Here is a 16,903-nt window from a genome sequence, read left to right on the forward strand (position 1 = left end):
CCTTAAAAGAAGAAAATGGAATTTAAGTTAATAATAAAGAAACTCAACAATAAACTTACGCCTGAGGAAGAGGTTATTTTTTCTAAGTGGTTTAACGAGTCCAGAAAACATAAAGATTTTTTCACTTCTGTAAAATCTAATTACAAAATAAAATTGGATGATATTGATGTTGAAAAGGCTTGGTTAAAAATTCAAGATAGTCTAAATAAACCAAAGAAAGAAAGAAAGTACTGGAAGTACGCAGCTGCTGCTATTGTCGTTGGATTAGTTACTACAACTTATTTCTTTAAAGATAAATTTTCAAATTCTTCCTTAAATGAAACTCCAATTCCAGTAATAGCAGATAACCCAATTTTACCTGGTTCGGATAAGGCAATTTTAACTCTTGATGACGGGTCTTCTGTTGAACTTGAAAAAGGTAATTCCTATAATTCTCAAACGGTAGTGAGTAATGGTGAAAAAATTGAATATAATTCAGTTGATACGGGTTCGAGAGAAATCAAGTATAATTATTTAACTATACCAAGAGGAGGCCAGTTTTACGTTATTTTATCTGATGGTACAAAAGTCTGGTTAAACTCAGAAACGCAATTAAAGTACCCAGTTGCTTTTGTAAAAGGGCTGAACCGTCAGGTAGAACTTGTATATGGAGAGGCCTATTTTGATGTTTCACCGAGTTCCGAGCATAACGGCTCTAAATTCATAGTAACTAACAATTCACAAGAAGTTGAGGTTTTAGGTACTGAATTCAATATTAAGGCCTACAAAGACGAAAACAATGTTTACACCACCTTAGTTGAGGGAAGAGTTATGCTTGACATTGATGGAAAAAAACAAAATTTATCTCCAAATGAACAATCAAACTATGACACTTTAAATGGCTCTTTGAACGTGGAAATCGTTGATGTTGATTCTGAGATATCTTGGAAGAACGGGGTTTTTAGTTTCAAAGGAAAACCATTGAAGGAAATTATGAAAGTTATATCTAGATGGTATGACGTCGAGGTTATATTTAAAAATAAGGATCTTGAACAAATTAAATTCAAAGGAATTTTAAGCAAGCACCAAAGTATTGAGGAAATTTTATCAATTATAACATCAAGTAGTATTAATAAGTATGAAATAGTGGATAAAAAAATATTTTTAGAATAAAATTTCCTAAAGGAAGACTTTAAATAAACTAACTAAAATCAAAAAAACTAGCAAGCCTATGATATAAAAAAACATTAAAAAGAAAAGAGGATAAAGTTTGTTTAACCGGGAAGTATAACGCTTTACCCTCTATAGATTATTACCAATTAATTAATATTTATTAACTAACTAAATAATACGCAAATTTATGAAATTTAAATTTACAAACTCGTATTCCATATTTGGGAAGAGGTTACTACTAATTATTATGAAGACATTCATTTTTTTATTCTTTACAACTGTATTTGCCTTCACACCTAATAATATTGTATCCCAAAATTCGAAAATCAGGATTAAAGAAGACAAAACGCTAACAGTTGATCAGGTATTTGACCTTGTAATGGAGCAAACCGATTACAAATTCTTCTATGAAGAAGGTATGTTTAAGGATTACCCAAAAGTACATGTTAAAAAAGGGGTTATAAATACGAACGATTTACTAAGTTCAAGTTTGTCTATGGGCAATCTTAGTATATCAATAACCGATAACAAAGGGGTAATCATTAAAGAAAAAACTATAAATACTGACAAGCAAAATCAGGATTATCAAATTACGGGAACAATTGTTGACTCAAATGATCAGCCGCTTCCAGGCGCTAACATTATTGAAAAGGGTACAACTAATGGAACACAATCTGATTTTGATGGTAATTTTGTACTGGAGGTATCCAATTCCAATGCCACAATAGTTGTTTCATATGTTGGATTTAAAACTAAAGAAATGGCTTTAAATGGTGAAACTACGTTGACGATAAAATTGCAAGAAGATGCGGCTGCTTTAGATGAAGTTGTTGTTGTAGGTTATGGTACTCAAAGGAAAAGCGATTTGATTAGCTCTGTATCAAAAGTGGATACGGAAGATTTAGTTAAAGTGCCAAGCTCGGATGTTGGTGAAATGTTGAGAGGTAAGGCGCCGGGAGTTTTAATTAGTACTGCCGATGCTAGTCCAGGAAGTTCTACTACTATTCAAATAAGGGGAAAAAGGTCTATAAATGGTGGAAATGAGCCATTGGTAATTGTAGATGGAGTGCAAGTTTCTAGCTTAAATGATGTTAACCCAAACGATATTGCCTCTATGGAAGTCTTAAAAGATGCTGCTGCACAAGCTATTTATGGAGCAAGAGCATCAAATGGCGTAGTTTTAATAACGACCCAAAGAGGTAAAGAAGGAAAAATTCAGGTTAATTTTAACGGTTATACAGGTGTTCAATCACTTCAAAAACATTTTGAAACTTATAACGGAGATGAATTTATTGCTTATAAACGGGAAGCCTTTAGAGCATCAAATGGTGGGACATTTTTACCAGATGATCAGGTGTTCTCGGCTTCAGAACTGGAAACTATCGCTTCAGGGGATTATATAAACTGGGAGGACAAAATTATTAACAATTCGGCTGTTATTACCAATGGTGATATAAGTGTTTCTGCCGGGACTGAGAAAACTAAAATCTACAGTAGCTTTAGTTACCTTAAACAAGAGGGTCTTATAAAAGGTTCAAATTTTAATAGAGGTCAAATCAGGTTGAATTTGGATCAAACGATTACAGATTGGCTAAAAGTAGGTATAAATACTTCTTATCAGGTTTCTGAAAAAGACAACCCTGGGATTGCTTACACAGATGATGCTGGATCAATGTTATTGAGATCCATAACCACATCCCCATTAGGACAAGTATACAATGATGATGGTAGTTTAAAAGTCAATCCAAGTGATGTTCAGGATAGTTTTAATCCACTTTTGGATTTAAATGAAATCACTAACACTACTGATGATAAAAGAGATATAGTAAATGTTTTTTTAGACATTAAACCATTTGAAGGTTTCAGTTATAGATTTAATGCGAGTAGAAATACTATCAACAGAAAATCTATTATCTATAATTCATCTAAATCCTTACGCGGTATTCAAGCTGGAGGTCAAGGGTTAGGTTCTATTGGCTATAATGAAAATAAATCTTGGCAACTTGAGAATATTTTTAATTATGATTTTGATTTTAGTAATGATGATCACAATTTAAACTTAACATTTGTTCAAAGTGTTCTAAATACTAAATCATACTTTTTGAATAACGAGGCAAGTAATTTTCCTAATGATAATATTGGTATTTACGATATTTCTGCCGCAGGAACAAATCAAACAACAATTGGAGGATTAGAAAGAAATTTAGTTTCTTTTGTTGGTAGAGCTCAATATAATTTCGGAGGAAAATATTACTTAACAGCTTCAATGCGTGCTGATGGATCTAGTGTTTTTGGTGCCAATAACAAATGGGGATATTTTCCAGCCGTTGGTGCAGGGTGGAATGTTCATAAAGAAGATTTCCTGAGTGGAAGTTCTATAAATACACTAAAACTCAGAGGAAGTTATGGCAGTGTGGGTAATGAGGGTATCGAGCCATACCAAAGTTTAAACACCCTAGTGTCCAGAGATTATATCATAAACGGAAATAAAACCGCTGGACTTTTGCCAGGGGCTACTCTTCCAAATCCAGATCTTAAATGGGAAACATCAACCACCTTTAACTTAGCCCTGGATTATGGAATCCTTCAAAATAGATTTAGCGGTACAGTTGAATTTTACAATACTAGAACAAAGGATTTACTTGTTGACAGAGCTCTTGAGGCCGTAACAGGTTATGCAGTTAGTAAAACTAACGTGGGAGAGATTGAAAACAAAGGTATTGAGGCCTCATTTAATGCAGACATTATCAGGAAACAAGATTTTACCTTAAGTGCAGGTATTGTAGTAAATAGTAATAGAAACAAAATTATCAGTTTATATGGTGAAGATAAAGATGGAGATGGAAGAGAAGATGATGATGTAGCCAACCGTTGGTTCATCGGGCAGCCCATAGATGTTTATTATGACTATTTATTTCAAGGGATTTTCAGTTCGCAAGAACAAATAGACAATTCCAATACACCAGATGCCGAATTGGGAGACATTCAAGTTTGGGATAGAGATCCGAATGACGGCGATCTAAATGGAGATGATAGGGTCATTACTCAACAAGGTCCAGATTGGTATGGTACTTTTACCTTAAACATGCAATACAAGAATTTTGATTTCTCAAGCAGTTTGTATACAGTACAAGGTGTTACTAAATTTAATCCGTTCTTAGTGGACTACCAAACTGGTGGTAACCCAAGAGGAATATTATCAGGGGTAAGGGTGAATTATTGGACACCAGAAAACCCAACAGGAGATAGACCTCGACCAATTGAGGCAAGAGGAAGAAGGTTTATGGATTTGGGCAACGTTACCGCTGGTTTGGAAGATGCTTCATTTTTTAGATTGCAGAATGTTACCTTGGGATATTCATTGCCTGAAAACGTTATTGACAATTTAGGGTTAAGTAAGCTAAGGTTTTACGTAACAGGACAAAACCTTATAACTGTTACTGATTTTCAATCATTTAGTCCTGAAAATGATGCCTATTCTTATCCAGAATCTATTTCGGTAACGGCAGGTCTTCAAGTAGGATTTTAGTAAAATTAAAAAATTTAATTAAGATGAAAACAATAAAAAATTTATATAAAACTAGATATGTTGGTATTCTGTTATTAACAATTTTACTGGCATTTTCATGTGAGGATTTATTAGAGGAAACTCCTTTTGATGTTACAGATTCTTCATTCTTGTCTACAGAGTCAGGTTTGGAGGCAGGGGTAAATGGCCTTTATAACTTAATGAGGGAGTTATATTATCCTGCTGGAACAGATGCTCCAATTCAGGCAAGCGGTTTTTTCCGTATAGCTACGGATTTGGGGGTCGCAAGAATTGCGTCAAGTTGGGCATATGATCCTAACTCTTATAGTCCAACAAGTATTGGTCCAACAGGAAAATGGGATCAATTGTATTTGATCATCGAAAGGTGTAATACAGTTATCTCAAGTGCTGCAAATGTTGATATGGATCAGAATAAAAAGGATGTTTTATTGGCACAAGCTAGAGCAATGAGAGCTGAAACATATATGGAAGCATATACCATCTATAACAATATTGTGTTAAAAACAGAACCTGCTGTAGATGTAGAGTACGTTCCTGCAAATCCTGCAGATATTTGGGCTTTGGTCAATAGTGATTTGGATTTTGCCATTTCTAAATTATCATGGGGGGTTGAACCTGGTCGTTATGGTCAAGGTGTGGCAAGACACCTCAGAGGAAATGCAGCTATGTGGCAGCAAGATTGGCAAGAAGCGGCCAATCAATATGACGCCATAGTTGATAATGGCACACATCATTTGGTAGGAGTGAATGAAGTTTTTTCAGGTGATAGAATGCACGCAGAATCATTATATACTTATCCATTTAGTCAGGAATTGGCAAGTGGAAACGCTTCTGCTGGAGGTGGAGCTACTGCATTTGCAAGTATGTTTGTTAATAGACTTTATGAAGCAGGAAGTGGTGAAATTATTCAAGCAGTTGAATATGGCGGACAGTCTTTCGGTTGGGCTTTTCCAAACGATTACTGTGAATCATTGTATGATCAAACCAATGACAATCGCTATACTACTTATTATTATGATCCAAGTACCTATATTGTAAATAATCCGGATCATCCAAATTTTGGTCAACCTTTCGTTTCAACGGAAGATAACTATAGAAGGTATCATTTTAGCCTTAGAAAGTTTCATGATGAAAATAAACCGGCCACCTCTACAGATAGTTATCAAAATTATATTCATTATCGTTTTGCCGAAACATTACTTTTTGGAGCTGAAGCGCATTGGAGATTAGGAGGTAGTACAGATTCAAAAGCTTTGGAATACATCAATATGGTTAGAAGAAGAGCCTTCGACAATGATCCCGCGTTCGATTACACATCAATAACTTTAGATACTTATCTGGAGGAACATGCACGTGAAATGGCTTTGGAGCACTCTCGATGGTTCTTGTTGAAAAGACTCGGATTGCTGGCAGAAAGGGTAAGTCTTCATTTTATGGTAGGCTCAAACTCCACAAATGTATCAAATAGAATTATGCAACCGCATATGGTTAATTATCCAATTCCACAATCTGAAATAGATTTAATGGGTAATCCCAATTTTCAAAATTCAGGATACTAGTTTAGTTTTTTTGTATGGGAAGATTTGTTGAGTTGAATTTAACTTAACGGGTCTTCCCAATTTTATTATTGTGTTTAACTAGTTAGTGTAAAGCTCTGAGCTTTTTTTGTAATGAGCTAATTGAACGCTCTATTGGAGAAGGTTTCAATTTTAAAAGCTAAAAGATTTAGGTATGCAAAATAAAAGAAGAGATTTCATTAAAACCGTTGGAATGGGGGCGTCGACCATTGGAATAAGTGGTTTAATGATGTCTTCATGTTCAGATACGGAAGAAAAACTCGAAAGCCCTTCCAAACAATTTTTAAAGATATCAGAAAAGGAAGCAATTGTAGAAACCGAATATGGTAAAGTAAGGGGTTTTCAGCGTAATGGAATTTATACATACAAGGGGATACCTTATGGTGGCAATACGACTAGAGAAAATAGATTTATGGCTCCAACAAAACCAAAGCCCTGGACAGGGGTACGTAATGCTTTATATTGGGGCAATGCAGCACCACAGGGAGGTGGGCTGGGAGATCCAATGGAACCCGATTTTAATCACTTCTCTGACTGGTTTACTTTTGATTGGGCTGAAAAAAGATATGGAGAGGACTGCTTGTCCCTTAATGTTTGGACTCCGAGTATTAACGACAATATTAAAAGACCTGTATTGGTTTGGTTTCATGGTGGCGGTTTTGCAGGAGGGTCGTCCATACAAATTAACGCTTATAATGGTGAGAACCTAAGTAAAATTGGTGATGCAATAGTGGTTACTGTAAACCATAGATTAAATCTTTTTGGATATTTAAATTTAGGAGCGATTGGTGGAGAAAAATATAAGGATTCATCTTCAGCCGGAATGCTCGATTGTGTAGCTGCTTTAAAATGGGTTAAAAAAAACATCGCAAATTTTGGAGGAGATTCTGAGAATGTTACCATTTTTGGTCAATCAGGTGGAGGAGCTAAAGTAAGTATCTTAATGGCTATGCCCTCAGCTCAGGGTCTGTTTCATAAGGCAATGACCATTAGTGGTGCCGCATTGAAAGTGGCTAGTTTTGAGTCACAAGCGGAAAAAGCTCGTAAGTTCATTAAAGCTGTTGGGATTAGTTCAGCTAACCTTGACAAGTTACAGCAACTTCCCTGGAAAGATTTATACATGATTACACGGACAGTTCCGGGATTAAGATCTGGGGTATTTGCTCCATGTCTCGATAATCTCCATATTCCACATCACCCTTTTCACCCTACGGCTCCTTCAATCTCGGCAGGTATTCCAATGATAATTGGTAATACAACTGCTGAATATTCACATAGTAAAAACGACCCTTCTCTTGAGGATATAACTTTTGAGGAGCTCAAGCAAAAATTGGCGGAGTCTCCAAAACGTGGTGGGTTTTTCGGCAGTAATGTGGCTTTTGGGGAGAGAGCTGGAAAGGTGGTAGATGCCTATGCCAAAGTTTTCCCAGAGAAAAAACCAGTTGAAATATGGTCGTTGTTGGCAGGTAGAAATGGTCAAATCAAGCAGGCTAAAAGGCAATCAGCTAATGGAGGTGTGGTTTACAATTATTTATTTGATTGGGCGACCCCTTTATATGATGGTAGACCTAGGGCTTATCATAATAGCGATTTGCCATTTTGGTTTAATACAACAGACATTATGGATACGATTACAGGAGGAGGAAGTAGGCCACGTAAATTGGCTGAAAAAATGGGGTTGGCTTTGACCAATTTTGCAAGAACGGGAAATCCAAATCATTCAGGAATTCCACATTGGCCTGCATACGATGATGAAAAGGGAGCTGTTATGATTTTAAACGATATCTGTGAGGTTCGTAATGATCCAGATAGGGAAGCTAGGGATCTTGCTAATAAAATTTTAAACCGAAGCTAATATGAAATCTAATTTTTTCAGACTTATATTTTTTTTGGTTTTAGGATTTATTAATGTGAACTGTAATTCAAGTAAATCTAAGACTTCAGAGGTTATTTCAGAAACTGCATATGGGAAAGTTAAGGGCTATCAGTTTAATGATGTTAAAATATTCCGTGGCATCCCTTATGGTGCAGATACTGGTGGAGAGAACAGGTTTCTGCCACCCCAAAGGCCTGAAAAATGGAATGGAGTAAGAGAATGCACAACTAATGGGGATCGATGTTACCAAACAGGCAGAAGTATTTTTGAAACGAATCAATTAGGACCTTGGTTTTCTGGAGGTAGAGAAGATAGGTTTGAATTGTCAAAACAGGGAATGAGTGAAGATTGCCTAAACCTGAATGTTCTTAGTCCTGATTTAAAAGCAAAACTTCCTGTTATGGTTTATTTTCATGGAGGCGGTTTTAAAGATGGAGGCGGTTTGCTTAGTGTTTTTTCAGACAAGTTTGTTAAGGAGCAGAATGTTGTTTTGGTTGGTGTCAATCATCGTTTAAGTGTTTTTGGTTATGCTTATTTAGGAGGAATTGATAAAAAATATAAAATAGGAAATCCAGGTCAATTAGATCTTATTGCATCTCTTGAGTGGGTACGATATAATATTCAAAACTTTGGTGGGGATCCTAATAATGTTATGATTTTTGGAGAATCAGGAGGAGCAGCAAAGGTAAGTTGTCTTTTGGCTATGCCTGGAGCAAAGGGATTATTTCATAAGGCAGCCATAATGAGTGGTGCAGGTATAAAAATGAGCGAGCAAGAGGAGGCCAATGCAAAAATCAGAGACTTTATGTCTGAAATTCAAGTTGATTCTGTAGAGGAATTATTATCTGCTTCGGCTGATATGCTCATGCAAAAAGCTTTTGGTTTTGGTCCTGTTGTAGATGGTTATTCCCTAAAAAGACATCCTTTCTACCCTGATGCTCCTAATGAATCGGAGGGTATTCCCTTATTAATAGGAACATGCAAGGATGAAACCACGTTATTCAAACAACAAGATTCAACACTTTTTTCTTTGGATTTAAAGGGTTTAAAAAACAATCTAATTAAAGATGGAATTTCTGAAGATAATTTGGATGGGCTACTGAAACTCTACCAACGAGATTATCCGGAAGATTCTATGAGTGATTTATATTTTAGAATATCATCAGATCGCAGCTTTAGGAGGTCTGCTAATAAATTAGCGGAATTGCAATTAGCTAATAAAAAATCAAAGGTATGGATGTATTTAAGCCAGTATAATACTCCAATTGAAAATGGGAAACTCAGAGCTTTTCATACTTATGATCTTCCTTTAGTGATGCGATTAACGCTTTATCCGGAATCGGAGCAATTGTCAAGACAGATGGCTAATGCTTGGGCTGAATTCGCTAGAACGAGTGATCCAAGTACAACAGCGTTAGAATGGCCTTCGTATTCATTGGATACACGAAGCACCATGATTTTTGATGTAGATGAAAGTGTAGTAGAGGAAAACCCGAACAAGGAGGAACGCGAATTGATAGAAATAATGCTTAAAAAAGATAAACCAAATGATTAAGTTGGAATTTAAGATGTTTGATTCAAATTGTTGTTAATCAGCTTCCTAAATAACACGAACAGTGTTCCTAAACCAAATGAACGCATCTCTTATATGGGCGAGATTAGCTTTACTTAATTTAATTAATTGTTGGATATATTTGAGATAAAGGGTTTCTATTTGGTGGAATTTAAGTTGTAAATTAATTGTATTGAAACCAGCCCTTATGACCTGACCAGTCATTGTAAAAAACTAAATAAGATATTTAACTGCATAATGAAAAACTTATATACATTAATGATTTGTTTAGCTTTTGTATTGAAAGCAGAAGCTCAGCTACCTCCGGTATTTCAATCCATGGATACCGCATTAGTGAGAAGTACAAGTCTAACAACAAAATACATAACGCCATCTCGAATTGTCTGGAAAACGGATGAATCAGGAGAGTTTATAAAGAATTCAGAATATGTATTAAAACCTGGGTCAGGCCAAGCTGATTTGAGGAGGGATGATTTTTTAATGATTAGAAATGATAGTATTTCTAACCATGGTATTATACTGGACTTTGGAAGAGAAATTCAAGGTGGAATAGAAATAGTTGCTCCACGAGGGAATATGAATCCAGCCGGTACATTACGTATTAGGTTTGGAGAGTCTGTGGCCGAAGTAATGAGTGATGTTGGTGAAAAAGGAGCAACAAATGACCATGCCATTAGAGATTTTGAAATTTTAGTTCCTAAGTTAGGTAGGATTAATGTTGGAGAATCAGGTTTCCGATTTGTTCGTATTGACTTAGTTAATCCAAATTCACGAGTTTTTATTAAAGAAATAAGTGCTGTATTTAGGTATAGAGATATTCCTTATAAAGGTTCTTTTAAATGTAATGACCAAAGGCTCAATGATATTTGGATGACAGGTGCATATACAGTTCATTTAAACATGCAGGATTATTTGTGGGATGGTATTAAAAGAGATCGATTAATTTGGGTTGGAGACATGCATCCAGAAGTTATGACTATTAATTCTGTGTTTGGATATAATGAAGTCGTGCCTGAAACATTAGATTTTGTTAAAAAGCAAACGCCATTACCAAATTATATGAATGGCATAGGGTCATATTCCATTTGGTGGATTCTTATTCAAAGGGACTGGTATTATTATCAGGGAGATTTAGAATACCTTAAAAAACAAAAGGAATATTTAACAGGATTATTAAATCAGCTATCGGATAAAATAAAAGAGGATGGTAGTGAAAGTTTAGATGGAGAACGCTTTTTAGACTGGCCATCAAGTGAAAATAAAGATGCCATTCATGCTGGACTTCATTCGCTTATGTTATTAGGGTTTGAAGCAGGTAAAGAGCTAAGTGAAATTCTAGGAGATAAGGCGACAGTAAAATTATGTGAGGCTTCAGTTAAAAAATTGAAAAAACACACCCCATCAATGGCAGGGTCAAAACAGGCAGCAGCTTTATTAGCTATGGCCAATTTGGTTTCTCCGGAAGTTTCAAATAAAAGCATGTTAGCCCAAAACGGTGTAAAGAATATGTCAACTTTTTATGGGTATTATATGCTTATAGCAAGAGCTATGGCAGGCGACTATCAAGGAGCAATAGATAATATTCGTGAATATTGGGGAGCTATGTTAGATTTAGGCGCGACCACCTTTTGGGAAGATTTTAATATAGATTGGAAAGAAAATGCAGCACGTATTGATGAGATTGTTCCAGAGAATAAAGTTGATGTTCATGGTGAATATGGAGACTATTGTTACGTAGGGTACAGACATAGCCTATGTCACGGTTGGGCATCAGGACCTACCGCATGGTTAAGTCGCTATGTTTTGGGGGTTCATGTTGTTGATCCGGGATGTAAGAAGATAGTTATTGAACCACATTTAAGTGATTTAAATTGGGTGGAAGGAACCTTCCCAACCCCTTATGGATTGTTAGAGTTAAGACATGAAAAATTACCGAATGGATCTGTGAAAACAACTTATAAAAAACCTCAGGAGATAGAAGTTGAATTAGTTAATTCAAACGAATAGATCTTTATGGCTTACTCAAAATATTATATAGCTCTTGTTTTTTGTTTCTTGTTTTCTAAAACTATTGAAGCACAAAATCCTATAATACCATCAGGAGTATATTTTGCTGATCCTTCGGCTAAAGTTTGGAACGATGGCAAGTTATATGTTTATGGCTCAAAAGATGAGAGCACAGAGTATTACTGCTCTAATAGCTATGATATTTTAAGTACATCAGATTTAGTTAATTGGGAGGTAAGTTCAAATTCATTTTCTTCAAAAGGAGAAAGTGATCAGGTAGCTTATAATGATGCTTATTTATATGCGCCAGATTGCCAGTATAACAATGGGAGGTATTATTTATACTATTGTCTATCTGATAAGAATTCTGCTGAGGGTGTAGCCACTAGTGAAAAGCCCCAAGGCCCATTTACCAATGGAGTTAAATTAGATGTTGGAGGTATTGAAGAAATAGATCCATCAGTTTTTATTGATGATGATGGCCAAGCGTATTACGTATGGGGGCAATTTAATGCTAAGATAGCTAAGTTAAAGCCTAATATGGTAGAAGTTGATACATCATCAATTGTTTCAAATATACTTACCGAAAACGAGCATTACTTCCATGAGGGAGCTTTTATGATCAAAAGAAATGGTCTTTATTACTTGGTTTATACAGATATAAGTCGAGCTAATAGGCCAACTTGTATTGGCTATGCTACCAGTAAAAACCCAACAGGACCATATAAATATCAGGGAGTAATAATTGATAACGATAATTCAGACCCGTCGAACTGGAATAACCATGGATCAATAGTCGAGTTTAATAGTAACTGGTTTGTTTTTTATCACAGATCAACACACAATAGCAGTACAATGCGAAAAGCTTGTATAGAGCCGATTTTCTTTAATGAAGATGGAACTATTGATGAAGTAGAAATGACGACCCAAGGGGCAGGTTCACCCTTGAATGCCTTTCTTAAAACTGAAGCGGAAAGAGCTTGTCTGTTGAATGGAAATGTTAGGATTGTACTGTTTGAACAAGCGAATGAAATGTTAACAGCTATTAATCCTTCAGATAATGTGGCTTATAAATATTTTGATTTTAAAGGAGGAGCGAGTTCTATTGATATGAGAATAAAACCTGTTAATGGAGGAACTATTGTTATAAAACAAGATCAGCCTTGGGGACCAACCTTAGGAAGTTATTCAATAAAAAATGATGAGAACTCCGAATGGACAGCAATAAACTTTCCAATAAAACCAATAAAAGGAGAACATGCTGTTTTTATAAGCTTTAGAGGAGAAGGTAAAGATCTTTTGGATTTGGATTGGTTTAAGTTTAATGAATAATCTCAAGAACTAATTATTATGAAATATTTTTTACTGGTTGCTATGTTTTTTTCTGTTACGCTTGGTAATTCGCAAGAGATTATGCGGTTGTATGAAGGAAAAGCTCCGGGTTCTGAAAATTGGGATTATCAGGAAATTGAATTTTATAATTCAGGAACAAATACAAGAATGCTAAGGAATGTGGTAGATCCAACATTAGAAGTGTATGTTCCGGATGAATTAATTTCTAATGGAACAGCTGTAATAATTTGTCCCGGAGGAGGGAATGTATGGTTGTCTTATGAAAGTGAGGGAACTGCAGTTGCAGAGTGGTTAGTTAAAAAAGGTTTTACGGCATTTGTTTTAAAATACAGACTTAATAAAACACCAATTGATAAATCTGAATTTAATGAGTTCTGGAACAACTTTGGGAGGTCATTGAAAAAAGAAAAGGGTAAAAAAGGGATACCTGAAAAACCAGTTTTTTATGGTGGGGATGATGGTATTAAAGCTGTTCAGTACGTTCGAGAAAACTGTAAAAGCTTCGGTGTTGACCCCAATAAAATTGGAATGATTGGTTTTTCCGCAGGAGCAGGTGTGACCATGCATACAATCCTTAATGTTTCACCTGAAGATCAATTGAATTTTGCAGGATTAATTTATGGAGGATGGTTAAATGATACCGAAGTGCCAGCAAGTGCGCCTCCTGTGTTTATTTTATGTGCTGCTGACGATTTTATTGCTGTTAACAGCCCAGATGTATTTAAGGCTTGGAGACAAGCGGGTAAATCTGCAGAGCTACACGTGTATTCCAGAGGTGGTCATGGTTTTGGAATGGATAAAAAGAACCTACCAGTAGATGGTTGGATAAATAGATTTTATGAATGGATTGAAGTCGTGTCATTTTAATAAAAATTAAATTATTAAATATTTTAAAAGATAATGGATGAAGATTTTAAAAAACATATTTTTTTTTATTGGTTTTACCATTTTAATTACTAATTCTTGTAAGGAGACAAAAAGTGAACTAGCAAAAGATGTTTTGCCAATTGACCGTGAACAATTAGTTACCAGACATAACATTAGGTGGGCTTGGGAAGAACGTGGGCAGATACCAATGGGAAATGGAGAATTTTGTGTTGGAATTGATGGCACAGGTCTTCAGACTTTTGGTGGTAACACAATGTCCCATTGGGGATGGCATTCCTTTCCGTTACCCGAAGGTATAACTGAAGATCAAATTCCTGAAACTGGTTCTTTCTTTCAATCTAAAAAGGGAGAACGTTATATCGGACCCGATATGCTCCCAGAAGATAAAAAAGATTTGGGTAATTGGATGTTCGATAATCCTCATATAATGAATTTAGGTCGTTTACGCTTTGTAAGATATGATGGAAAGGAATTAACTGTTGAAGACATAACAAGTAACAGCAAGAGAACTCTTGACTTATGGACAGGAACTCATATAACACAATTTGTCGTAAGTGGTAAATGGATAAATGATGACATATGGGTAAATCCAGCGGAAATGGAAGGAAGTGGTCAGCAAGTTATTGTTACCACCTACGTACATCCTGAAAATGACCAGGTGTCTGTGAGAATTGAATCTGATCTGATAGCTAAAGGAGTTATTAAAGTAGCCTTGGATTTTCCATATCCCACTTTGAATAATCGAGAAGATTGGGTTGGAGACTTCAAGAAGACCGAAAATAACAATACTCTTCTTGACAAGATCAGCAATACCCGCCAAGATTTCAAGAGAGAGGTTGACGACTTTACTTATCATGTATCTTTAAATTATTCGGAAGGTGCGGAATTTAAGGCATCAAAATTTGATGACAGCCCGGTTTACTATTTAGAAGGAAACGGGCTTTCTGAATTAGAATTTAGTACTACTTATTCTCTTGATCCCGTTTCAATTACGATACCTGATTTTAATTCAACAAAGCTAGCAAGTAGCCAATATTGGAAAGACTTCTGGACAACTGGTGGAGCTATAGATTTATCTGAGAGTACTGATTCTAGATGGTACGAATTAGAACGACGTATAGTACTTTCTCAATGGCTTACTGCGGTTCAAGCCGCCGGAAGTTGGCCTGCGTCCGAAAGTGGCCTTATGAATATTGATCCTTGGAGAGGACAATTTCATTTTGAGATAATCTTTTTTCATCAGGCACATTTTGGCTTGTGGGATCGCTGGGAATTAACAGACGAAGCTATTAGTTCCTATCAGAAGTTCATTCCTACAGCACGTGCTCGAGCAAAACAATTTGGTTTTAAAGGGCTTGAATGGCCAAAGTCAGCAACCCCATCAGGTAGAAGTGCACCTTGGGAAGGCAATCAGGCACTCCTATGGAAACAACCTCAACCAATACATTTTGCGGAAATCGAGTATAAGACAAATCCTACTAGCGAAACGCTAGAAAAGTGGGCTGAGGTTGTTGAGGGAACTGCCGAATATATGGTTGATTTCTTAACTCTCGACCCAGAGACTGGAATTTATCATATTCAGCTTAATATGGGGCGAGGAGAATGGGGGGACACAATCGACAATCCTCAAGTATTGGCCTTTTGGCATTGGGGAATTAATCATGCTCAGGTTTGGAGAGAGCGAATGGGGTTGAAACGTAATCCATCTTGGGATAAAGTTCTTACTAAGCTTGTTACCTTCCCAATTAAGAACGGAATTTATGTTGATAATGAGGGTGAACCAATGGATTTGACAGAGATTCTGGGATTAATGCCTCCCTCAAAGGCAGTTACCTTGGAAACCGCAATACGGACACAAGCGAGTATTTTCGAATCCAAGATTGATGAACTGTATAGAGTTTCGTGGAATCGTAAAATGGGATGGAGAAATGGAATGGATGCTGTCGCTTATGCGAAAATGCATCAACCAGAAAAGGCTCTTCACGAATTAATTGGAGGACTAGGAACAGCATACGGAATAAATGGTGTCAATCGCGGATTAGGAGGTATATATTTTCCTACCAATGGAGCTTTACTTTATGCGGTGGCCGTTATGGCAGCAGGCTGGGAAGGAGCTCCAGATAGAAATGCACCTGGTTTTCCTGATGACGGCTCATGGGTTGTTAGAAGTGAGGGCCTTATAAAAGCTCCATAGTATGATTAGAATATTGAAATATTATATAAAAGATATGCCTAGAATGAAAAGTGCACTGTATTATTTTACAAATCTCTCTTTAGTATTGATGCTTATCTCTTGTTTAGGAATTAGTCATGATAATGAAGAAGTAGTTTGGTTTATATCTGATTTGCTTCAATCTAAAGAGGGAGTTTTGGTGCACGGAAACCCAAAAATAATAGAATCTCCTTATGGTAATGCCGTTCAGTTTGATGGTATTGATGATGCACTATTTTTGGATGAAATGCCATTAAAAGGGCTTTCAGAATTTACTATTGAAATGATTATTCGTTTTGATAAAGGCGGTAACGAAGAACAGCGTTATTTTCATGCCGGCACAGTAAAAAAAGATCGCTCTTTGATAGAAATGCGTTCTAGTAATGATTCTTGGTATTTGGATGGTATGTTTGAATCTAATGATAAGTGGGTGGTTTTAATGTCTCCAGATTTTTCTCATCCTCTAGATGAATGGCATCATATTGCATTTACTGTAAAAAATGGTAAACAGGCCACCTTCGTTAATGGAAATAAGGAACTCGAAGGCCACGTTGAGTATGCCCCAATTACAGAAGGAAAAACTTCTATAGGGGTACGTCAAAATAAGGTATCTTGGTTTAAAGGTGCAATTTACAGCATCAAAATAACAAACAAGGTTTTAAATCCTGAAGATTTTAAAACAATTAAATAGGAATTAACTAAACTAACTAAAAAT

Annotated in this window: 10 protein-coding genes; all 10 read left to right on the plus strand. The window is 36.0% G+C overall.

Annotated elements, in window-relative coordinates; translation table 11 throughout:
- The first annotated feature begins 15 nt into the window (after positions 1–15).
- The 10 genes from ACB104_RS14150 to ACB104_RS14195 all read left to right on the plus strand — a co-directional run bounded on the left by ACB104_RS14150 (position 16) and on the right by ACB104_RS14195 (position 16,879).
- Positions 16–1,152 carry a FecR family protein gene (locus tag ACB104_RS14150; RefSeq protein ID WP_370479745.1) on the plus strand — a complete coding sequence of 379 codons (1,137 nt, stop codon included), beginning with the start codon at positions 16–18 and terminating at the stop codon, positions 1,150–1,152.
- A gap of 247 nt (positions 1,153–1,399) precedes the next feature.
- The gene (locus ACB104_RS14155) at positions 1,400–4,681 is read left to right on the plus strand and encodes a SusC/RagA family TonB-linked outer membrane protein (protein ID WP_370479746.1); all 3,282 of its coding nucleotides are present in this window, start codon (positions 1,400–1,402) and stop codon (positions 4,679–4,681) included.
- Positions 4,682–4,704: 23 nt separating this feature from the next.
- The gene (locus ACB104_RS14160; protein WP_370479747.1) at positions 4,705–6,261 is read left to right on the plus strand and encodes a RagB/SusD family nutrient uptake outer membrane protein; all 1,557 of its coding nucleotides are present in this window, start codon (positions 4,705–4,707) and stop codon (positions 6,259–6,261) included.
- A gap of 172 nt (positions 6,262–6,433) precedes the next feature.
- Positions 6,434–8,134, plus strand: coding sequence for a carboxylesterase/lipase family protein (locus ACB104_RS14165; protein ID WP_370479749.1), 1,701 nt, complete (start codon positions 6,434–6,436; stop codon positions 8,132–8,134).
- Position 8,135: 1 nt separating this feature from the next.
- Complete coding sequence (locus ACB104_RS14170) at positions 8,136–9,710, plus strand: carboxylesterase/lipase family protein (protein ID WP_370479750.1); 1,575 nt, start codon at positions 8,136–8,138, stop codon at positions 9,708–9,710.
- A 351-nt stretch (positions 9,711–10,061) separates the two neighbouring features.
- On the plus strand, positions 10,062–11,735 hold the full coding sequence (locus tag ACB104_RS14175) for an alpha-L-rhamnosidase-related protein (RefSeq protein WP_370479752.1): 1,674 nt from the start codon (positions 10,062–10,064) through the stop codon (positions 11,733–11,735).
- Between the two features lie 6 nt (positions 11,736–11,741).
- Positions 11,742–13,067, plus strand: coding sequence for a family 43 glycosylhydrolase (locus tag ACB104_RS14180; protein ID WP_370479754.1), 1,326 nt, complete (start codon positions 11,742–11,744; stop codon positions 13,065–13,067).
- An 18-nt stretch (positions 13,068–13,085) separates the two neighbouring features.
- Positions 13,086–13,955 carry an alpha/beta hydrolase gene (locus ACB104_RS14185; RefSeq protein ID WP_370479756.1) on the plus strand — a complete coding sequence of 290 codons (870 nt, stop codon included), beginning with the start codon at positions 13,086–13,088 and terminating at the stop codon, positions 13,953–13,955.
- A 37-nt stretch (positions 13,956–13,992) separates the two neighbouring features.
- A complete protein-coding gene (locus tag ACB104_RS14190; RefSeq protein ID WP_370479758.1) occupies positions 13,993–16,170 on the plus strand; it encodes a hypothetical protein in 2,178 nt (725 codons plus the stop codon).
- A gap of 1 nt (position 16,171) precedes the next feature.
- Complete coding sequence (locus ACB104_RS14195; RefSeq protein ID WP_370479760.1) at positions 16,172–16,879, plus strand: LamG-like jellyroll fold domain-containing protein; 708 nt, start codon at positions 16,172–16,174, stop codon at positions 16,877–16,879.
- The last annotated feature ends 24 nt before the right edge of the window (positions 16,880–16,903 follow it).

The sequence above is a fragment of the Tamlana flava genome (assembly GCF_041287255.1).
Lineage (GTDB): Bacteria > Bacteroidota > Bacteroidia > Flavobacteriales > Flavobacteriaceae > Tamlana > Tamlana flava.